A 21,681-nucleotide genomic window follows, 5' to 3' on the forward strand; every position below is an offset into this window, starting at 1 on the left:
TGTCAATGCGAATTAACAGCAGGCTGAAAGCGGGGTATAGTGGAAGGTTGACCGAGCAGCTTAGAAACCGACTGTAGAGGAATTTTTTGAATGATAAAAAAAGCATTGACAGCATGAGCAGACTGAATTACTATGGTTCTATAAAGAAACACTGTTACCAAACGAAAGCTCACTTGGCTAACCCACGGTAATGGTGCTTATTTTTAAAGGTTTGGTAACAGTGTTTCTTTAAAATTACATTGTATATCAATAGGAGGACGTTATATGAATATTCAAGGAAAATGGACACTTGTTACGGGGGCATCATCAGGTATAGGAGAGCAGTTCGCCAGACAATTGGCCGAGAAAGGCAGCCATTTGGTGCTTGTAGCGCGGTCGGAGAGCAAGCTGAACAGCCTCGCCACCGAGCTTAGCAAAAAACACGGCATACAAGCAAAGGTCATTGCGCTCGATCTGTCCAAGGAAGGTGCGCCGAGCGAGCTGTATCAGCAATGCCAGCAGCTGAAGCTGGATATTGAGCTGCTTATTAATAATGCAGGCTTTGCTACACATGGTTTGTTCGAGCAAGTATCGGGCGAGCGGCAGCATGAGGAGATTATGCTCAATGTTGCAGCGGTAGTGAGCCTGACCCATCTGTTTTTGCCGGGCATGCTGCGCAGAAGCTCAGGAACCATCATTAATGTAGCATCCACTGCGGGCTTTCAGCCAATTCCTTATATGGCCGTCTACGGGGCGACGAAAGCTTTTGTCTTATCGTTCACGGATGCTCTATCGTGGGAAAATCGCAACCGCGGCGTGAAATTTTTTGCCTTCTGTCCCGGCTCGACCGATACGGATTTCTTTAAGGTCGTAGGTACGGAATCAGCTTCCGTCGGGAAAAAAGATACACCGGAAAGAATCGTCAAGGAGGCGCTGCGCAAGCTGGCGCAAGGCAAGTCGTATTTTGTACCGGGTATGCAAAATTACCTCGGTGCGCAGCTGTCGCGCTTCGTTACTCGCAGGCAGTCGCTTCGGATCGTAGGCGGCATGCTGAAGCCGCGCTAACCATCCCAGTAGCTATTACATCAACATAGAGGAGTTATTTAAATGACAACTACCGTGAAAAAACCTAAAGCTACCGCCAAAAGAAAAATCATCAGCAGGGTGGCCTTATTCCTAGTAGGGCTGCTCGTGGCAGGAGCGTTGGTCTTTATTATTATGCCATCCCCAGTCGAGCCGGTAAAATGGATCGCGCCAACCGCGCCTTCTTTCGAGGCGGAAGGACCGTGGCAGCAGAACGACAAGCTCAGCTCCACCCAGCTGGTTACGGATACCCCGCATTTTCCGGAATTCATTACCTTTGATAAGGAAGGGCAGCTTTATACAGGGGATTCCGACGGTAAAATCTATCAAGTGCCTTTCGATGCGCAGGGTAATCCCGGGCCGGCAGTCGTGTATGCAGATACGCAAGGAACACCCAATGGCATGATGTTTGATGCTAACGGGAATCTCATTGTGACCGATGTGCAGAAAGGCTTGCTTGCGGTATCGCAGACTGGGAGCATAGAGGTGCTTGCCGATTCAGTGGACGGCGAGCCGATTTATTTAGCTAATGAGCTCGATATTGCGAAGGATGGCACGGTTTATTTTTCCGATACGTCGAATTATGGCAAGGTGACCTTCAAGGAAATGGCGGAAAACAAGCCGCATGGACGGCTGCTCAAATATGATCCGGCGACGAAGCAAACGTCAGTGCTGCTGGAAGGACTTTATTTTGCCAACGGAATTGCGTTGTCGGCAGATGAGGAGTATGTGCTGGTGGCAGAGTCGTATCGCTATCAGATGACCCGTTATTGGCTTTCAGGGGAGAAGCAGGGGACGGCGGATGTTTTTGCTGAAAATATGGCTGGCTTCCCGGACAATGTAACGCGGGATGCGCAAGGGAACTTCTGGGTCGGCATTTTCACGACCCGCTTGGCGTTTGCCGATCAAATGCACAGCAGCCCGTGGCTGGCTGGACTGATGGCTAAAGTGCCGCAAGCGCTGCTTAATGGTGCCAGCGCGCCGGTGAAGCATGGACTTATTGCCAAATACAGCCCACAAGGGGAGCTGCTCGAAAGCTGGCATGAACCGTCAGGCACGATTTATGGAATAACGACAGCGGTTGATCATAACGGCTATTTATATATCGGGACAGCGCCGGGAGGCAGCGAGGGTGTATACCGCGTACCTTTGTCCTAATAGGCTGGGCGTATTCACCAGTTGTAGCTTGTTGCGGATCGGATATTTAAATGAGAAAATAAAAAATCTCTATTAGACGGCAGCAGGAAACAGGTGATAAGGTGGATTCAACTTAATTCATACTATATTTAGGTGAATAGTTGTCTATTGACTTTATAACCTGAAAGGAGCAACAAGCATGAAATTTGCTTTATTCAGCTTGCTGATGAATATTCCCAATGCCGTCACTGGAGAGGCGCTCACCACGCAGCAAAAATTTCAAAATGTGCTGAATCAGGCGGTGCTGGCAGAAAAGCTTGGCTTTGATGCTTATGGAGTGGGGGAGCGGCATGGCGCGCCGTTTTTGTCCTCGTCGCCTCCGGTCATCCTCACCGCGATTGCCGCCAGAACGTCGCGCATTCGTCTGCTCACGACGGTTACCGTATTAAGCGTGCTTGATCCGGTACGTGTAGCCGAGGATTATGCGACGCTGGACCATCTGTCCGGCGGGCGGCTGGAGCTGATTATTGGCAAGGGCAACGATCCGCGGCATTATCCGCTGTTTGGCATTACGGAAGAGGAGCAGTGGGAGTCCATGGCGGAGCGATATGGGCTGCTTAATCGACTATGGGCCGAGGAAAATGTAAGCTGGGAAGGCCGATTCCGCACTCCGCTCGACAAGGTAACGACGCAGCCGCGCCCTTTCCAAGCGCGTATTCCGATCTGGCATGGCAGCGCATCAAGCCCTTTATCGACGGAGCTGGCGGCTAAATACGGCGAGCCGATTTTTTCCTCCAACAGCTTCCATCCCCAGGCAAAATATAAAGCGCTCATTGATCATTACCGGGAGCGTTGGGCGTTTTATGGACATGATCCGAAGGATGCGCTCGTTGGCTCGGGAGCCGGCAGCTTGTATTTGGCAGATACGAATGAAGAGGCGATTCGGCGCTATCGCCCCTATTATAACGCCTTTCAGTCAACGGATTCTGCGAAGCATAATCAATCGCCATTCAAGGATTTGGAGGATAACATTGCAAATGGGCCAGCCCTTGTCGGCAGTGCGGAGCATGTGATTGAGAAGATTTTGGATTACCATCAAGCGTTTGGGCACGAGGTGCTAAGCATTAGCGTGGATGGACTGACGGAGGCAGAGCAGCGCGAGCAGGTGGAGCGTTTTGCAGCCGATGTCATTCCGGTATTAAAGCGGGAAATTCCGAGCAAGGTTTGGGAAGCCTCGCCATTATTTACGTATCAGAAGGTCTAATAGTCAGTCAAGACGATAACGTTTTATCGTTAAGGATGAAGCCAAGGGGGAATTCCTCTTGGCTTTAGGTTGTTTGAAAGGGGCTGACTCTAATTTCAAGGCAGTTGGTCGCATAAAACAAGCTCTACTTCAATGACGGTTTGCTGCGGCAAATATTCCCCTTCTATTTGCGATTTCAGCAAGGAGACAGCTGCTTGGGCGAGCCGATTTTCGTTTTGGCTGACATAGGAAATGCCGGGAAGGTCGGGATTATCGAAGGAGACGATTTCGGTTTTCCTACGGTCAAGCTTCCCAAGCGATTGATAGGCAATTTGAGCGGCTTCAGCGGACAAAGCATAGATGGCGCTCACCTCGGGATGAAGGCTAAGGAAGGCCGTCACATACGGCTCGGCCTGATCTGTGCGTAAAATATCGAGCGGAACATGGCACCACAGTGTTTTGTCGATGGAGATACGTTTATCGATATACGCCTTCTCAAAACCCAGCGTGCGGTCTTCAATCGCTGTATTCGTATTGTCTGGTGAGATTAAAGCAATATTTTGATGCCCTTTGCTTAATAAATAATTGATCGTCTCGTAGGACCCGGCTGCATTATCTGAAATAATTTGATAAGTATCAATGTTTCGCAGGTAACGGTCAATAAATACAAAGGGAAACTTATCGAGCGATAATCGCAGCAAGGATTCATTGTATTTCTCATCCTCGGTAGGGAAAACGATAATGCCCTTTACCCCGATCTCAGTCAATTTGTTAATCGCTTTTGACTCTTCCACAGAGGATTCCCTCGTAATATGCAAAATCGTCTGATACCCCGCTTCCTTCGCATGAAGCTCTACGTAATCTACCAGCTTTTGAATGACCTTTGTCTTCAAGGTAGGAATGATAAACCCAATAATGTTATTCATGCCTTCAGCAGGCGAACCGCTTTGCAGCTCCGATTTCACGCTGAGAGCCTCATCGTTCACTTGAGCGACGAATGTGCCCTTCCCTTGAATACGGGTGATCAGTCCTTCTTCCGCCAGAGAGATCAATGCATTTTTCACCGTAATCTTGCTTACCCGGAATTCCTCCATAATTTCTTGTTCGGAAGGCACTCTGTCCTTGTAGCGCAATTCGCCTGTTAGAATCCGCTCTCTGTAATAGCTTTGTATTTGTTTGTATAAAGGCATTTTGCCCATTGGCGCCACCTCAAAAGGAAAGATAATTATAATATATCATCAAAATAGAGGGACTTAAAAGAAAAATATAATTAAGTGATTTTTATAACCAATTGGATATATAATATCGCTATTCTTTATTCTATAATCCAAATAGAAAGCGGTTACAATTCGAAATGCCCATCCATAACTAAAGCGGAGGTCAACAAAATGAGAAAAGCGAAAGCGTTATCAATGGCAAGCACCTTGTTTTTGGCAGTAACGATGTTATCTGGTTGCGGAAGTGCAAGCAACGGCAATGTGGGTTCCTCCCAGACAGGTGCATCTCCATCCTCGCCTGCGTCCGCTCCTGCCAAAACAGACGCAGGCGAGAAAGTTACGCTGAGCGTCGTTCACTACATGGTTGAGAAGCCGAAGGTAGATACCTTCAAGAAGCTGACGGACAAATTCACTGAGCTGAATCCAAACGTGAGCTTCGATATCTCGGTTATGCCAGTAGATAAATACAACGATAACATTAAGCTGAAAGTCAGCGCAGGAGATACGCCTGACATTATATTTGGACGCCCTGCAGGCATGGTTGACATGACGAAGGCCGGAGCCTTCCTGGACGTAACGAATGAAGCTTTTGTTAAAAGGGTTGATCCGGCCTATATTCCAAATGTTACGTATGAAGGCAAGGTATATGGTTTGCCGATTGATTTGATGACGAATGCCGTCATTTACAACAAGGATTTATTTAAAGAGGCAGGCGTTGAGGTGCCGAAAACCTATACGGAGCTGCTGAAGGCCGCGGAGACGCTGAAATCCAAAGGCATTACGCCATTTGCAGCCTCATGGAAGGACGGAGCTTCCTACATGAGCTTTATGTGGCCGGACATGTGGGGGACACTGCTCGTGAACAACCCCGATTATGCGAGCAAAATTATAGCTGGTGAAAAAAGCTTCTCGGACGTACCTGGCTACAAGGACTTCCTGCAGCGCGTAAACCAGCTTAGCGCCTATGCGAACAGCGACGCCAAGGATATTGATTATGATCGTTCGCTGCAATATTTTGCACAAGGTAAAGCCGCGATGGATATTATGGGCAGCTTTGCGATAGGCAGCATTCGCAGCTACAATCCGAGCGGTAATTTCGGAGTATTTATGTATCCGGCGACTGATAATCCAGAAGACAACTACATGACGTATTCCACGGATGACACATGGATGATTGGGGCCAAGTCGGCGAATGTCGAGATGGCGAAAAAATTCTTTGATTTTATGGCCTCCGATGAGGGAGCGCAAATTTGGGCGGATGGCGTACAGACCATCAGCACTATATCCAAAGATATTAAACCAGCACAGCAGGACCCGATCTCGGCGGAGTTCCAAGCCGTTTTCCAATCCGGAAAAATTGTCAACAATCAGGTGAAGCCGCTTTGGTACGGCCAATATGACGATACATGGCAAAAAGTGATGACCTTCTTCCTCGTTACCGACCCTGCCGAGCGCAATGTGGATGAGACGATTAAGAAGCTGGACGATGGCTTTGCAAAAATTAATAAAATGAAGTAACAGCTCGAGCTTTTCGGCGCTTGAATGGCATAGGGGCACCGAAAAGCTGTACATTCTTAATAAATATTTGGCGGTGAGTGGATGAAGCGACTATACAAAAACAACCTCGTAACCTTTACGTTCCTGATTCCGGCTCTTTTGTTTTTTTCTTTAGTTGTGATTTTCCCCTTTTTCCGCGGGTTGAACATTGCGTTTACCAATTGGGATGGCATTAGTCCAACCTATGACTATGTTGGCTTGCGCAACCTCAAGCTGCTGTTCAGTGACACCGATGCTATCGAGCCGATTAAGAATACGCTGTTTTTCGCTTTTTCCACGACGTTGCTCGTAAACGTATTGGGTCTTTTGCTAGCCGTGGCGCTCAATACAAAATTCAAAGGGGTCAACCTGTTAAAGACGTTCATTTTTATGCCGATGGTCATCAGCCTTGTGTTGGCCTCCATCATTTGGCGCTATATCTACAGTGATATTTATCCGATTCTCTTCCACACCGATAGCGGTCTGCTTGGAAATCCTTCAACTGTCATGCTGGGCATTGTCATCATTGCTGTCTGGAAAGAGGTTGGTCTTGCGATGGTCATCTATTATGCGGGCCTGCAAACCATTCCGAAAGACATGTATGAATCGGCCCGCATTGATGGCGCTGGCATCGTACAGCAGTTCCGCAGCATTACGATCCCATTGCTGATGCCTGCCTTTACGTATTGCATTCCTTTGTGGCTGGGGACAGGCTTAAGGCAATTTGATTACTCAATGGTCGCGACAAAAGGTGGTCCAGGGACGTCTTCCCAGACGATGGCTATGTATGTATACAATTATGAATTCCCTTATTTCAAGGCAGGCTACGGGCAGATGTCCGCCATTGTGCTTTTCGCCTTCATTCTCTTTATTACCGTTCTCGTTACCGGCTATTTCCGCAGAAGGGAGGTGGAATATTGAACACATCGCGAGCTACCAAGCCATTTAAATGGGTGGAACGAATTCGCATTGCTATCCTTTATGCCATTGGCCTGCTGTTCTTGTTCCCCTTCTATATCGCAATCGTCTATTCCATTAAGACGCCGATGGAGACGGCCGAAAGTCCGCTCAGCTTTCCCAAACACATTTCATGGAGCAATTATGCGGATGCTATTGAAGCCTCCAACTTTTTCCTTGCGCTTCGCAACAGTGTGGTGACAACGTCGGCGACGGTTGCTCTGACGATTCTTGTCTGCTCCATGGGAGCTTACGTCATTGCCCGAAACAATACCCGCTTTTATACGTTTTTCTATTATTTATTTATGTCGAGCATTATGCTGCCGTTTCAGGTGCTGATGTTTCCACTGTACAAAACATGGGCGGACCTTCATATTCTGAATACGCTGCCTGGGCTCGTCATCTCGTTGACGGGCGTGCAGATCGGTTATTTTTGCTTCCTTTATGTAGGCTTCATCAAGACGGTTCCAAGGGAACTGGAAGAATCGGCATTGCTGGACGGAGCTTCACGGTATCGAACGTTTTTTAGTATTATTTTTCCGCTGCTGAAGCCAATTAACATGACCATCATTGTACTTAGCGCCCTTGGGGCGTGGAATGATTTCGTTGTTTCTATGGTGCTTGTGCAGAAAAAGGCGGTTTCCACGCTGCCGCTTGTGCAATTCCAGTTTTTCGGCGAATATACGTCCCAGGTGAATATGGCATTCGCAGCTATTATCCTGTCCATGATTCCTATTATGATCTTCTACGGATTCGCTCAGCGCTATATTATTGGCGGCGTTACGGCGGGCGCGGTAAAAGGCTAACGACGAAATGAGGCTCACAACGATGAAAGTTACAGCTAATCCAGTAAATAATCAGCTTTTTCCTAATCCCTTTATCGAACAAAGAGCGGACCCATGGATTTATCGGCATGCTGACGGGTTTTACTATTTCACAGCCTCCGTGCCTGAATTCGACCGAATTGAGCTGCGCAGGGCTAAGATGCTGAATGGTCTTGCCGAAAGCACGCCAGTCGCTGTATGGACGAAGCCGAGCATGGGGCCGATGAGCGCTCTAATCTGGGCGCCGGAAATTCATTTTATTGAAGAAAAATGGTATATCTATTTCGCGGCGGCACCTTCTGAAGAAATCGTTGACGGCTTGTTCAACCATCGCATGTTTGTCCTTGAAAATGCTTCGTCCAATCCGCTGGAGGGCAACTGGACGGAGAAGGGACAAATCTATACCGCTTGGGACACGTTCGCGCTTGATGCGACCAGCTTCTCTCATAAAGGCAAGCAGTATCTGGTTTGGGCGCAGAAAGCGCCGCATATTGCAGGCAATTCCAATTTGTACATTTCAGAGCTGGAAAATCCGTGGACGCTGCGCGGCGAGCAGGTGCTATTGACGAAGCCAGAGCTTTCTTGGGAAATCATAGGCTTCAAGGTGAACGAAGGGCCTGCGGTGCTAGCGCGAAACGGAAAGCTGTTTATCACCTATTCTGCAAGCGCAACGGATCATCATTATTGCTTGGGACTTCTGACAGCAGATGAGGACTGTGATCCGCTCAATGCTGCTGCTTGGAGCAAATCCCCACAGCCCGTGTTTCAGACGAGCGAGCGGACAAGGCAATACGGACCTGGGCATAACTGCTTCACGGTTGCGGAGAACGAGCTTGATGATGTGCTTGTCTATCATGCCCGGAGCTATAAGGAGATCGTAGGCAATCCGCTGTATGACCCCAATCGCCATGCAAGGATAAAAAAAATAGACTGGGATGAGGATGGGAATCCGGTATTCGGAGAGCCGCCGGTTGACGATCCTTCCTAATTTAAGAAGGCATATTAACAAATACGAATGCCACTTTCATGATCAAAAAAAGGAAGCTAGCCAGGGAATGTTTTCAAACAAGAAGATTCACAAACGATGATAGGGAAAAATGGCGTTACCTGCCTAAAGCGGCTGGAACCGCGTTATCACCCCCTCGTTTAGTGTTTGATCAGTTTGAAGACACTTCCTGTTTTTTTTGATTGTGAAATGGGGCTATAGGTTTTGGCGCGGCGACTATTTTCAACTCTTCATTGACGAAAAGAGGATGGATGTGATTAAATTGTTTCTAGGGAAACAATATATATGGAGATTGCAGAGTGTAATTCTCTACCTTTATCTATATTGTTTCCTTTGAAACAAAAGTTCTGGATTGAAAAATAAAATGGAAGGAGAGCCCTTCAATGAGCATTGCAGTTACGATTCGTGAAAGGCGCAGCATTCGGCACTTTAACGAAAAATCGCTTGCGCCGGATATGCTGCTCCAATTGTTAAATGATGCCGTGTGGGCACCCAATCACGGGCTGCGGGAGCCATGGCGCTTTATTGTAGCCGAACGTATGGAGGCAAAAGCCAGGCTGGTCGATCTAATGATGGAGTCGATGAGCCATCTGAAACGCCTTAAGCTAATGCCTGGAAAGCTGAAGCAAATGATGATGCAGCATTACAGCAAAACCCCTGCGTTTCTAATTGTTGTGATGAAAGCGGACAAGGATGCGCATAAGCAAGAGGAGGATTATGGAGCCGTCAGCTGCCTCATTCAAAACTTTCAGCTACTGGCTTGGGAGCAAAGGATCGGGATGGTTTGGTCAACGCTCGAATGTATCCGCTCACCTATATTTTGTGAAGGGCTAGGCGTCAAGCCGGATGAGCGTATGGTTGGTATACTGCTTATGGGCTATTACGATAAGATTCCGAAAGCAAAGCCGCGTACGCCGGCTGAAAAGAAACTGACCATCCTGTGACCTGTAGCTGCGGCGCATTATTTTTATTAATCAAATTGTTTCTTTTGAAACAATTTATACGCTATACTGAAAGGAGTGAAGCTAGCAAAGGATGGGTTAAGCATGGAAAAACATCAAATGAACAAGCAATATGTTTATGAACTGCTGATAAAGCTGCTGCATCAGCAGGAGCAGTTTGAGCAGGAGGAAGGCAGCTTTTTTTTACAGGAGCTGCGCAAAAGCATTGAATTCGATACGCCGCTTAATATGACGGAGATTCATGTGGTAGCCTGCATCGGGCAGCATGAGCCGCTTAATTTGACGGCAATTGCTGATAAGATGGCACTGAGCAAAGGGAATGTCTCCAAGGTGACGAATCGCCTTCTCAAAAACGGCTGGGTACGTAGAACACAATTAAATGACAACAAAAAGGAAGTTTTTTTTCGTCTGACTTCGCCGGGCAAGCAGTTGTATGCCATTCATGAAGAGCTGCATGACAAGGTGCAGGCGCAATTTATGGGGATTTTGCATGCCTATAACGAGGCCGAGCTTGAAGTAGTCAAACGGTTTATGCTGGATTTGATCGGTTTTTATGAGCATAGTGTTGTGAAGATAACGGAGCAAACATGATGAATGATCGATGGAGAGGTGTGACGAAAGATGAATTATGGCGTCATTGTTGTGGGAGCTGGACCAGTCGGCCTGATGGTAGCCTCTGAGCTTGCTTTAGCTAACATAAAAGTGTGCTTGCTGGAGCGTTTGAAGGAAACAACGCCTTATTCCCGTGCATTAACGATTCATCCCCGCACGCTGGAGGTTTTAGATATGCGAGGTATGACTACGGATCTGCTGGAGAGGGGGAGGCCCATTCCAAGAGGGCATTTCGCGGGGCTGACAACGCCTTTGGATTTTTCTATTTTGGATTCAGCCTCGAACTATACATTAGTTCTTGCGCAAAGTGAAACCGAGAAGCTGCTGGAGGAACGGGCACGTGAGCTAGGCGTAGCTATTTTCCGGGAAACAGAAGTAAAATCGATCCGCCAGCACGACGAAGGAGTTGAAGTGACGGCGCTAGGGCCGGAAGGGGAATATAGGCTGACCGCTGAATACGCCGTGGGCGCTGATGGCGGCGGAAGCCTTGTCCGCAAACAATTGGGGATCGCATTTCTAGGAACGGATGCTACTTTTACCGGTATGCTTGGAGATGTCAAGCTGCCAGAGCTTGAGTCAGGGAAAATCGTATCCCAATTTTCGGAACAGGGCAGCATCATGATTGTACCTGTGACTAAGCAGATTCACCGGGTCATTGTATTCGATTCCGAGCGGCTGGCGATTGCTAAGGACGAACCAGTCACACTCGCTGAGCTTAAGTCCAGCATGCTGCGTGTTTATGGACAGGATTTTGGGATTAGAGAGGCGGAGTGGCTCTCGCGATTCGGCAATGCAACCCGCCAGGCTGAGCATTTTCGCAAAAATCGGGTTTTCCTCGCCGGAGACGCGGCACATATTCATCTTCCAGCAGGCGGACAAGGGATGAATGTCGGTTTGCAGGAGGCTGTGAATTTAGGCTGGAAGCTGGCTGCCCAGTTGAATGGCTGGGCTCCGGACTGGCTTTTGGACAGCTATCATGAGGAACGTTATCCTGTAAGCACGGCGCTGCTTCGCAATACCGAAGCGCAGGCTCTATTGATTAGGCAGCTTCCGGGCGTGGTGGAGTTAAGAAAGCTTATGGCATCCCTTCTGCAAATACCCGAAGCCAATGCTTTGCTCTCTGCCCAAATTTCAGCCTTTGATGTGGGGTATGCGCCTGACCCCCACTCGCCGCCACATCCCCTGAATGGACGCCGATTCTCGGAGCTTACTTTAAGGCTGGGGAGCGGCTCTCTTCTAAAATCCTATAAGCTCATGCATGCAGGCTCCTATGTGCTGCTTCACCTCGCGGGTGACCCCCAATTTGGCGAGCTAGTCGATTGGGAGAAATATGCGCATGTGGAAGGTGTGCAAGCTTCTATAGCTGAAGCAGCAGTCGGGTGGGAAAATGTCCATACGGCTTTAATTCGCCCCGACGGCTACATTGCATGGGCGGTTGACTGTACAGCATCGGCGCCACTGGAGGCGGTCAAAGCAGGACTTGCCCGTTGGTGTGAGCCAGGTTCTATACACTTGAAATAAGGAATTTCCACATCTATTTCCTAATAGCATGGCTAGTCTATTCCCCCTATCTCGCTGCCGAGATGGGGGTTATTTGATATTTCTATCGTTATATCAATTAAATTGATAATTCCAATAAGAATAGTTGACTTTAAAAATATCGACTTGTATAATGCAGAAAAAGGTTGAAACATCCTGAATTTTACATGGAATGAGATTCCTTTTTATTTCTAGTATTTGGGGAGGAAACCTTGTTGAAAAAAGTAAAGATAGCAATCGCCCTATTCTCGATCCTTTTATTATTAGCAGGCTGCACAAGCGCAAAGCAGGGCTCGGGTACAACGCCCGCTTCAGCCGAAAGCTCTAGTGCCCCTTCAGAGAGCACAACACCGGAAGCAAGTCCTGAAGCGCTGAAGGTGCTCAATTTGGGCAAAGATGTGGAGCTTGCTTCGATGGATTCCGCCATTGCGACGGACGGGTTGTCTTTTGAAGTCATTGCCGCTACGACAGAAGGCTTGTATTCGATTGATGAGAATCGCGTGCCCCAGCTGGCTCTAGCTGAAAAGGTAGATTTGAGCGAGGATGGCCTCCATTATACGTTTACACTGCGGGATGCGAAGTGGTCCAATGGCACTCCAGTCACAGCGAAAGATTTTGAGTTTGCCTGGAAGCGCCTTGTTAATCCGGAAACGGCTAGTGAGTACAGCTTCATCGCAGGGGTAGCCGGTTTGAAAAATGCCGATGCCATCATCGCCGGCGAGAAAAGCTTCGACGAGCTTGGCGTAAAGGCTGTTGATGACAAGACGCTGACGGTGGAGCTTGAACGTCCCATCCCTTTCTTTAACTCTGTAATCGCCTTTCCTTCATTCTTTCCTGTAAATGAAGCCTTCTTGACGGAGAAAGGCACGGAATTCGCTTTAACCCCAGAAGCGCTGCTGGCGAATGGCCCGTTCAAGCTGAAAACCTGGGAAGTCGGCGGCACAACCTTTTACTTGGAGAAAAATAACGACTACTACGACGCTGACAGCGTAAAGCTGGATGGCCTAAACTATAAAATTATTAAAGATACTCAGCAATCGGTGCTCGCCTATGAAAATGGAGACATTGACTATGTTGCGCTCTCCGGCGAACAAATTACAAGCTATCAGCAAAGCCCTGAATATCAGAGCGTGCTGACAGGCTATCTCTGGTATTTATCGCCCAATCAGAAGGTTCCCGGCTTAGAAAATATCAATTTGCGCAAAGCGCTCTCGCTTGCTTACGACAAAACGGCGGTCGTTGATGAGATATTGAAGGATGGCTCCATCGCAGCAGATTTTGCCGTTCCGCAGTTTCTGGCGACGGGGCCGGACGGTAAGGATTACCGGGAAACGGCAGGCAGCTATCCATCGAACAATAAGGAAGAAGCGCTGAAATATTGGGAAAAAGCGAAGGCTGAGCTTGGCATTGATGCGATTGAGCTGGAGCTGCTGTTTGAAGATACGGAATCAGCGACGCTCGTATCACAGTTCATTCAATCGGAAATTGAAACGACGCTGCCGGGAGTGACCTTTACGCTGAAGTCCCAGCCGAAGAAAAATCGCGTCGAGCTGATGTACAACAGCGAATATGAAGTGGGCCTGACCAGATGGGGGCCAGATTATAACGATCCGATGACCTATCTGGCGATGTGGACGACAGATAATCCGAACAATTTTGGCAAATGGAGCGAGAAAGCCTATGATGAACTCGCGGATCGGGTGAGCAGAGGCAATCTTGCCAGCCAGCCTGCGCAGCGGTGGGAAGCGTTAAAGCAGCTTGAGGCGAAAGTGCTGGAGCAAGCGGTTATTTTCCCCGTGTATCAGAAGGGCAACGCTATATTAATTAAACCGGAGGTAACCGGAGTTAATCTTGGCACGATAGGCGGCAGTATTTCTTACAAATTAGCCGATAAACAATAACGGGCTGCTCCCTCAAAGGGCCGGATCACAGAAGCGAAAGTTCAAAGGGCTGTGATTCGGCATTTTTAAAATATAAGCATTCATAAGTTTTACACTTATAGAGGTGAAACGATTGAGAAACTATGTGTTAAAAAGAGTAGGCTTAGCCGTTGTGACTCTGCTCGTTATTTTGCTGGCGCTCTTCCTTATGCTGGAGCTTATGCCGGGCTCACCCTTTAACGATGAGAAAATTACCCAGGCGCAGCGGGCGGTGCTGGATGCTAAATATGGCCTTGACCAGCCTGTGTTTAATCGCTTTGTCCATTATATTAAAGCGATGCTGAGCGGCGATTTTGGGGTTTCCTATGTTATTCAGAAAAATATGCCGATATCCGCGATGCTGGAGGCGCGTCTGCCCGTATCCATACAAATTGGGTTTCAGGCCGTTCTGCTGGGAACGGTGATTGGATTACTGCTCGGCATTGTAGCCGCCCTTAAGCACAATAGCTTGGCAGATAGCTTGACGACGTTTATATCAGTGATTGGTGTCAGCTTTCCCTCTTATGTATTTGCCCTCGCCCTGTCGTATTTTCTGGGGTGGAAGCTAAAGTGGTTTCCGCTCTTATATAGCTCTGCCTCACCATTTGTGTCTACCGTGCTGCCAACGATCGCCCTTTCAATGTTTACGATTGCGACCGTTGCGCGGTTTACCCGCTCTGAAATGATTGAAGTGCTTAGCTCGGAGTACATACGGCTTTCGGAGAGCAAGGGAGTAGGGAGCGCGAGGCTGATTATCGTTCATGCGCTGCGAAATGCGCTCATTCCCATTATTACGGTGCTCGCGCCGCTCGTTGTCGCTTTAATGACTGGCAGTCTCGTTATTGAACAAATTTTCGCAATTCCCGGCATCGGCAGCTTGCTTGTGACAGCGATTCAAATCAATGACTATAACGTCATCATCGCCGTATCCTTCCTTTACAGCATGATGTTTATTGCGATTATGCTGGCCGTAGATATTTTATATGGCGTCATAGACCCGCGCATTCGTTTGGCGAAGGGGGAGAAGCATGGGTAAGCCGGTTCAATCTTATACAGGTGGCGATTTCGAACTTGCTGGCAATAGCGAGCGGGTGCAATTCGATCATACCTATACGAGCCAATCATATGGACGGGATGCCTTCCTGCGGTTTAAGGCGAATAAAGGTGCGGTTATTGGCTTAGTCATTATTATTATCATTTCTTTTTTTGCAGCCTTCGGGCCGATGATGAATGAGCATACGTATAAATCAATCCATATTAAGCATAAAAGCTTGCCCCCGCGCATTGAAGGCTTGGAAAACTTTTTTATTTTTAATGGAGCAGCCAATGGGGTTAATGTGTACGAGCAGAAGGGGCTGACCGACGTCTATTATATTTTCGGCACCGATACGCTGGGGCGGGATTTATGGACCCGTACCTGGGAGGGAACGCGCATCTCCTTATACATCGCGGTAATCGCCGTTGCAGTAGATATGATTATTGGCATGTGCTATGGCCTTGTTTCCGGTTATTTCGGCCGCTCGGTTGACAATGTCATGCAGCGGTTTATTGAAATATTAAGTGGTATACCGAATTTGGTCATTGTGACGCTGCTCATTGTCGTGCTGAAGCCGGGGTTTGTGACGATAACGCTCGCCTTAATGATTACGGGCTGGATTGGGATGAGCCGGGTAGCGCGGGCACAAATTTTAAAGCTGAAGGAACAGGAGTTTGTGCTGGCGTCCCGAACGCTCGGGGCGGGTCATTTTCGTATTATTTTCAAAGATATTTTACCTAATATTTTTGGGCAAATCATTATCATGTCGATGTTTTCAGTGCCGAGCGCGATTTTTACAGAAGCTTTTCTGGCATTTATCGGTCTCGGCATTCCCCAGCCAATGGCGTCTTTAGGCTCGCTTATTAGCGAAAGCTTCAAGTCCATGACGATTTATCCGTATATGCTTGTCGCGCCGGTCGTTGTGCTGGCGCTGCTGATGCTGAGCTTCAATCTGCTCGCAGACGGGCTGCGTGATGCGCTTGATCCGAAAATGAAGGAAAGCTAGGAGGGGAAAGCAAATGAGCGAAACGGTGCTTTCAATCCGAAATTTATCGATATCGTTTCAAACGGCCAGTGGACTCGTAAATGCCATACGCGGAGTGGATTTGGAATTGCGCAAAGGGGAGACGGTAGCGATTGTCGGCGAATCCGGCAGTGGCAAGTCTGTTACGGTAAAAGCGATTATGCGAATCTTGAGCAGCAATGGGCAAATTAATGCCGGCTCTATCCTATTCCACTATGAGGAAAAAGGTAAACGTGTTACCCATGATCTGCTCAAGCTGTCACAAAAGGAAATGCGCTCGCAAATCAATGGCAGGCGAATCGCCATGGTGTTTCAAGATCCGATGACATCGCTGAATCCGACGATGACCGTTGGCAATCAAATTATGGAGAGCATGATCATCCATTTGAAAAAAAGCCGCGCCGAAGCGCATGAGCGGGCGCTTGAACTGCTGCAGCTCGTCGGCATATGCGATCCTGAGAAGCGGATGAAATGCTACCCGCATCAGCTGTCCGGAGGCATGCGGCAGCGTGTCGTCATTGCCATTATGCTTGCCTGCGATCCGGAGGTGCTCATTTGCGATGAGCCGACGACGGCGCTTGATGTGACGATTCAAGCTAAAATTTTAGAGCTGATTAAAACCATTCAAGCCAAAACAGGCATTTCCGTCATCTACATTACGCATGATTTAGGCGTCGTTGCGAAGGTGGCGGACTATGTGACGGTCATGTATGCAGGAAAAATGATTGAGCAGGGGACGGTGGAAGACATTTTTTACGATCCCCGTCACCCGTATACATGGGGACTGCTTTCCTCGATGCCGGACATGGGCTCGACGAATGAAAAGCTGTACACGATTCCCGGCAGTCCGCCGAATTTGCTTCATCCGATTACTGGGGATGCGTTTGCGCCGCGCAATGTCCATGCGTTAAATATTGATTTTAAGCTGGAGCCGCCCATGTTTAAAGTAACGGATACGCATTATGCCGCGACATGGTTGCTGCACGAGAATGCGCCGAAAATTGAAATGTCAGAGACGCTGAAAGCGAGATTGGGCAAGGTGGCGAAGGAGATGGGAAGCGAGTGGGAAGAGAAACAATCTTACGAGTTGCTGACCTGAAGCAGCATTTTAGAGTGAGCAAGCAATATACAGTCAAGGCGGTAAATGGGGTTTCCTTTGATATCCATAAAGGAGAAACCTATGGGCTCGTGGGAGAGTCGGGCAGCGGGAAATCGACGATTGGGCGAACGATTATTCGGCTGTATGAGCCAACGGCTGGCGCGATTTCTTTTCAAGGTGCGGATATTTCCGGCATGCTGAAGGAGAAGGAGCAGACGCTGCTGCGCACCAGGATGCAGATGATTTTTCAAGATCCGATGGCCTCGCTGAATCCGCGAAAGAAAGTAATCGACATTATTGCGCAGGGGCTAGATATTCATAAGCTGTACCGAACCAAGCAGGAGCGCCAAGAAAAGGTAGAGCGCATACTCGAAAAAGTAGGGCTGTCACGCGAGCATGCGAACCGTTATCCGCACCAGTTTTCGGGCGGGCAGCGGCAGCGCATAGGCATAGCCCGGGCGCTTATTATGGAGCCGGGACTTATTATCGCCGATGAGGCGATCAGTGCGCTTGATGTGTCGATTCAGGCTCAAGTTGTGAATTTGCTTAAAAGCATTCAAGAGGAAACGAACACGGCTATTTTGTTCATTTCGCATGACCTGTCCATGGTTAAATACATTTCTGATCGAATCGGTGTGCTGCATTTAGGCTATTTAGTCGAAACGGGAACGACGGAGGATATTTTCGAGCGTCCTGTACATCCGTATACAAAGTCGCTGCTGTCGGCGATTCCCCATGCCAATCCGTTGAAAGAAAAAACGAGAATCACCCTCTCCTACGACTATGCCGACAGCGGGATCGACTATGCGAGAGGGGTGCAGCAGGCCGTTTCGGCGACTCACAGCGTGCTTGCTACCGAAGAAGATTTTTCGTTGTGGACCGGCAGATAATGAATGCAAGCGGCATGCTATAAAAGGGCACTGGTGGCATAGTTAGCAATGAGCGGATTGTTGTGGCTAATAACCGTCTGCCGGATACTGTTGGCTAGTTGTCGTTTGCTTACAGCTATTATCCCCTTAGCTCAGAAGAGCTGTGTTCGGCTCTAGCTCCAAGCTTTCTGAGCTAAGGGGATAACGGCCTAAAGCGCCACCAAGCATGCGACTATGTTTGAAGAGAGTTGTCCATTAAAGAGGCGAAGCCAACGTTAGGTGAAAAACAGCCTGTCCTTCCGTCATGAGTCATCATGACTGCGGGGACAGGCCTTTTTTATGCGTAAACGGCAAGCTCGCTGCTTTTATTGTACCTCTATGCGCATCGGATTTGGTATTTCCACGTATAAGGGCGTTTCGCCACGCTGATGAAAACGGCTGAGCAGATTTGCCTTTGCCGGGAGCGTAGCGCTGGTCAATAAATCTGTAATGAGATTGTGCAAAAGCGCATGGGAGGAAGCATGCTTGATTTCATGCAGCACGTTGCTCGCGATGGCCCAGTACACCTGCTCTTCCTGCCCGCTATAATATGAAATTCGTGCAATTAGATGGGAGAGATGGTTAACGAAAAAATAATATTTTAAGCGATGGCGGGCTTGCTCCTCGGAATAGAGGACAGGGCTGTCTTCCCGCAGCAAGGTGTTAATCCAGCCCCGCTGCTCGGCCATTTCCACGTTAATGCTAATGCCCTCAAGATCCCTGACATAAAAAGTGGCGGGCATGCCTTGGTGCAAGCGCAGCATCGCATTTTGCACATGTGCTTCCAGGCTGATGCCTGTTTCTGCGTATAGATGCAGCAGCGGCTTCATCGACAGGTGCAAATATTGGCGCAGCCAAATTGTCCAGTCAGGCTGCTTTGGATGCAGCGCTTGGCGGACCGCTCGGAATAGGAGCGGCTCGCTATGTCCAGGCGGCACTTCGAGCAAGGAGGCGATGACAAATGGCGGCTCCTCGGCAGAAGTACATTCCTCTGGCGCTTCGCGCACAATCATAGAGAAAGCCGACATTATTTCCTCGTTCAAGCTTGGCTCGGCGTTAGGTAAACGCAGCGTGCGATAACCTTCCTCGAGCAAAAGCTTAAATGACCCCGTCGCATATTCCCCACGAATAGCATCAATTGCCCTTGAGGCGTCAAGCGTTCTCAGCAGCTGCTCGGGCGTGTTCTCACGAATGAAATTCGTAATCCGGATGTGCAGTGACAGCTTGTAAAAGCAAGCTTGCTCCGGGTTCCATACTGTTCGCACAGATGAGGTTGGGTATACGAGTGGTCCTGTGTCCCCTAAATCTACAAGATGTCCTTGCTTCAGCAAGTTTTGCACAGGCGCAAGGTTGCGTACGTATTCTGCCTGCCAAGGATGGCAGGGCAGCAGCACATAATCGCTGCTCGCCGCGCCCAGCTTCGCTGCGGCTGCCGCTTTCATCGCAGGTGGAATCCACGCGAGCTGTTCCTCATTTGTCCGCCCCTCAAGCCAATCCTCCGCGATATATGCAGGTGCCGCAGCAAAGCAGTGGAGAGGGAAGGAGGCTCCGAATTCTGGTGAGTAGGCCTGAGAATCATGATCGGTAAAGCCTTGCAGGCTTTTGGGAGTCGGATGGAAAGGGTGTCCACACAGCAGCGCTTGCTCCAAATAACGAAAATCGAGCTGTTTTTCGCCCTGTTCTTGCTCCTGCTCAACCGCATAAGCCAAATAATGATACATGCGCTGCTGGCTATTATGAATAAGAGCTTCCAGCTCCGTCCGTTTTTGCGTTTTGGATGTGGAGTCTTCTTCGACGAAGCTAATTTCATCTAGCACGAGATGGATGATTTCGGAAAGGGAGCTTTTGTTCCACTGCTGAGCTTCTTCTGTGTAAAAATGATCCCCAAACACATGATGTCCACCAGCAGACAAATGCAGAACGGTCCCGTAAATACCAAGCTTCGTGTGCGGGAGCCAGACGACTTTGGTTATTTCAGGATGAAAAAAGGAAACATCGCTGGGCTCGAATTGCCCCGACTCGCGAAGATAGGCATTTAATAAGCGACTGATGCTTTCTTTTTCCGAACGCTGAATGGATGGGCCTGACAAAGAATCTTGCTTTAATTGTGCTTGCGACATACTGGACTTGCTCCTTTCAAATGATGGTCTAATGGGCAGAAAAACGATTTTGCCGCCGGATATGGGCAGCGGGAAACCAGACTAACATAGAGGCGAGCAGCATGAAGCCTCCCATGACCAAAAAAACGGAGGAAAGACCAAATTGGGCCCCAATAAAGACGCCGATGGTTGGACCTGATATTTGTCCTGCCATGAGGAGGCTGTTCGTTGCCCCGATTCTAACGCCTCTATCATGATCGGATGAGGTTTTGAGGACGGACAGCATGACGGTTTGCAATAAGGCACTGTAAAAAAAGCCTTGCAGAAAGCGGACAATAAATAGCCAAATAACGCCAAAGGGCAGCATCTGGGCGATGATGCAAAGAGCACAGAACAGTCCGGCTGCGGTGAAATTGCGCGCGGGCTGGTGGTTATCATTCCTTTTTCCCCACCACGGACCGCCTATTAATTCTCCGGCAGAAGAAGCGGCGATGAGTATGCCTACCGCCGTCGCCGCTTTAGCGGGAGAATCAAGCAGCTCCCGCATATACGGCGTGAAAATCGTAAAGGTTGCGAAGTCCGCAAGCTTGAACAAAATGCCGGCAGCGATAAAGGAGCGTGCGATAGGATGCTTTAACAGCGCTGCAAAAGAAGCGAATATACCATTAAACTTAGACGGGGGAATCGCAGCTTTCGGCTTTTCCTGCGCAGATCCAGGTAAAACAAAGGCAGCAATCAGGGCAAAGGAAGCGGTTAAAGAGGCAGTTATGAACAGCAGAGGGCCGCTTCCCCATGTATTAACGCAAATGCCTCCGAGCAGAGGGCCAACGAGCAAGCCAGCTGCGGAAGCGCGTTCCATTTGCCCAAGCGCGAATCCCTGCCTTTTAGGCGGAGCATGGGTTCCGATGAACGCACTGCTTGCGTCGGAGATGCCGCCGAATGCGCCTTGGCACAGCCGAAACAGAAAAAATTGAAACGGCGTAGCGGCAATGGACATCAGAAACATGCTTAGCGCCAGCCCGAGCAAAGCTCTGACGACCATCCATTTCCGGCTCCAGCGGTCGCCAAGCTTTCCCCACAAAGGAGTCAGCAGCGCATAAGAGACCGCTGGCGCAGATACGGCAAGCCCCGTCCACATGAGGACCTGGGACGGGCTTCCAGCCTGAAGCGACTCCATGTAGTACGGAATAAACGGGCTGATACCCGTCAAGCCGGCGCTGGAAAGAAACCGCCCTCCCCATAATATACGCACACTTCTATTCCAAGATAATTGCTGCATTTTCACTCGCCTGCCTTGTCTAACGTGATAAATAATCAAATACCACCCAAGATTATCAACAAATATTATCAAAGTCAATGATATTAAAGAAAAAATATACAAAATAAAAATATATTGACAGGTAAATAAAGGAATAGCATAATGTAGCCTATGTCGCATTTTTGAAATTAATAATCATTATCAACTATGCGTATAAGCGGCATCAAAACAAGAGGAAAGCTG

General features: G+C 48.7%; 18 protein-coding genes. 15 read left to right on the forward strand and 3 right to left on the reverse strand.

From position 1 onward, the window contains the following. Positions 1-264: 264 nt before the first annotated feature. The 3 genes from AC50YG_RS13260 (at position 265) to AC50YG_RS13270 (ending at position 3,463) form a co-directional block, all read left to right on the forward strand. The gene (locus tag AC50YG_RS13260) at positions 265-1,044 is read left to right on the forward strand and encodes an SDR family NAD(P)-dependent oxidoreductase (protein WP_494827331.1); all 780 of its coding nucleotides are present in this window, start codon (positions 265-267) and stop codon (positions 1,042-1,044) included. A gap of 42 nt (positions 1,045-1,086) precedes the next feature. Next, positions 1,087-2,220, forward strand: coding sequence for an SMP-30/gluconolactonase/LRE family protein (locus AC50YG_RS13265; RefSeq protein WP_494827333.1), 1,134 nt, complete (start codon positions 1,087-1,089; stop codon positions 2,218-2,220). Positions 2,221-2,398: 178 nt separating this feature from the next. Beyond that, entirely contained in the window at positions 2,399-3,463 is a 1,065-nt protein-coding gene (locus AC50YG_RS13270; protein ID WP_494827335.1) for an LLM class flavin-dependent oxidoreductase, read from the forward strand. Positions 3,464-3,558: 95 nt separating this feature from the next. On the opposite strand, the gene AC50YG_RS13275 is transcribed toward AC50YG_RS13270, so the two are convergent. Continuing rightward, on the reverse strand, positions 3,559-4,641 hold the full coding sequence (locus AC50YG_RS13275) for a GntR family transcriptional regulator (protein WP_473755219.1): 1,083 nt from the start codon (positions 4,639-4,641) through the stop codon (positions 3,559-3,561). A 189-nt stretch (positions 4,642-4,830) separates the two neighbouring features. On the opposite strand from AC50YG_RS13275, the gene AC50YG_RS13280 reads away from it, so the two are divergent. From AC50YG_RS13280 to AC50YG_RS13335, 12 genes are all read left to right on the forward strand, one after another. Next, entirely contained in the window at positions 4,831-6,177 is a 1,347-nt protein-coding gene (locus AC50YG_RS13280) for an ABC transporter substrate-binding protein (RefSeq protein WP_494827337.1), read from the forward strand. Positions 6,178-6,258: 81 nt separating this feature from the next. Next, positions 6,259-7,116 carry a carbohydrate ABC transporter permease gene (locus AC50YG_RS13285; protein WP_494827339.1) on the forward strand — a complete coding sequence of 286 codons (858 nt, stop codon included), beginning with the start codon at positions 6,259-6,261 and terminating at the stop codon, positions 7,114-7,116. Continuing rightward, positions 7,113-7,958: a carbohydrate ABC transporter permease gene (locus AC50YG_RS13290; protein WP_341278645.1), complete on the forward strand. Its 846-nt coding sequence runs from the start codon at positions 7,113-7,115 to the stop codon at positions 7,956-7,958. The genes AC50YG_RS13285 and AC50YG_RS13290 overlap by 4 nt, the downstream gene beginning before the upstream one ends. Before the next feature lie 22 nt (positions 7,959-7,980). Next, positions 7,981-8,964 (forward strand): glycoside hydrolase family 43 protein, encoded by a 984-nt coding sequence (locus tag AC50YG_RS13295; RefSeq protein WP_494827342.1) that lies wholly within the window; start codon positions 7,981-7,983, stop codon positions 8,962-8,964. 401 nt (positions 8,965-9,365) lie between these two features. Then, positions 9,366-9,926 carry a nitroreductase family protein gene (locus AC50YG_RS13300; protein WP_494827344.1) on the forward strand — a complete coding sequence of 187 codons (561 nt, stop codon included), beginning with the start codon at positions 9,366-9,368 and terminating at the stop codon, positions 9,924-9,926. A 102-nt stretch (positions 9,927-10,028) separates the two neighbouring features. Next, positions 10,029-10,535 (forward strand): MarR family transcriptional regulator, encoded by a 507-nt coding sequence (locus tag AC50YG_RS13305; protein WP_494827346.1) that lies wholly within the window; start codon positions 10,029-10,031, stop codon positions 10,533-10,535. 30 nt (positions 10,536-10,565) lie between these two features. Beyond that, positions 10,566-12,077, forward strand: a complete 1,512-nt coding sequence (locus tag AC50YG_RS13310; RefSeq protein WP_494827348.1) for a monooxygenase — start codon at positions 10,566-10,568, stop codon at positions 12,075-12,077. 233 nt (positions 12,078-12,310) lie between these two features. Continuing rightward, a complete protein-coding gene (locus tag AC50YG_RS13315; protein WP_494827350.1) occupies positions 12,311-13,996 on the forward strand; it encodes a peptide ABC transporter substrate-binding protein in 1,686 nt (561 codons plus the stop codon). A gap of 112 nt (positions 13,997-14,108) precedes the next feature. Then, a complete protein-coding gene (locus tag AC50YG_RS13320; protein WP_473755211.1) occupies positions 14,109-15,050 on the forward strand; it encodes an ABC transporter permease in 942 nt (313 codons plus the stop codon). Next, positions 15,043-16,056 (forward strand): oligopeptide ABC transporter permease, encoded by a 1,014-nt coding sequence (gene opp3C / locus AC50YG_RS13325; RefSeq protein ID WP_494827352.1) that lies wholly within the window; start codon positions 15,043-15,045, stop codon positions 16,054-16,056. Before AC50YG_RS13320 ends, opp3C begins: the two co-directional genes overlap by 8 nt. Before the next feature lie 13 nt (positions 16,057-16,069). Next, on the forward strand, positions 16,070-17,173 hold the full coding sequence (locus AC50YG_RS13330) for an ABC transporter ATP-binding protein (protein ID WP_494827354.1): 1,104 nt from the start codon (positions 16,070-16,072) through the stop codon (positions 17,171-17,173). Beyond that, a complete protein-coding gene (locus AC50YG_RS13335; protein WP_494827356.1) occupies positions 17,137-18,063 on the forward strand; it encodes an ABC transporter ATP-binding protein in 927 nt (308 codons plus the stop codon). Before AC50YG_RS13330 ends, AC50YG_RS13335 begins: the two co-directional genes overlap by 37 nt. A gap of 344 nt (positions 18,064-18,407) precedes the next feature. Here AC50YG_RS13335 and AC50YG_RS13340 read toward each other — a convergent pair whose 3' ends face one another. Further along, positions 18,408-20,201: an IucA/IucC family protein gene (locus AC50YG_RS13340; RefSeq protein WP_494827358.1), complete on the reverse strand. Its 1,794-nt coding sequence runs from the start codon at positions 20,199-20,201 to the stop codon at positions 18,408-18,410. 28 nt (positions 20,202-20,229) lie between these two features. Then, positions 20,230-21,459 carry an MFS transporter gene (locus AC50YG_RS13345; RefSeq protein ID WP_494827360.1) on the reverse strand — a complete coding sequence of 410 codons (1,230 nt, stop codon included), beginning with the start codon at positions 21,457-21,459 and terminating at the stop codon, positions 20,230-20,232. Between the last annotated feature and the right edge of the window lie 222 nt (positions 21,460-21,681).

It is taken from the genome of Paenibacillus sp. J31R34 (genome assembly GCF_059383715.1).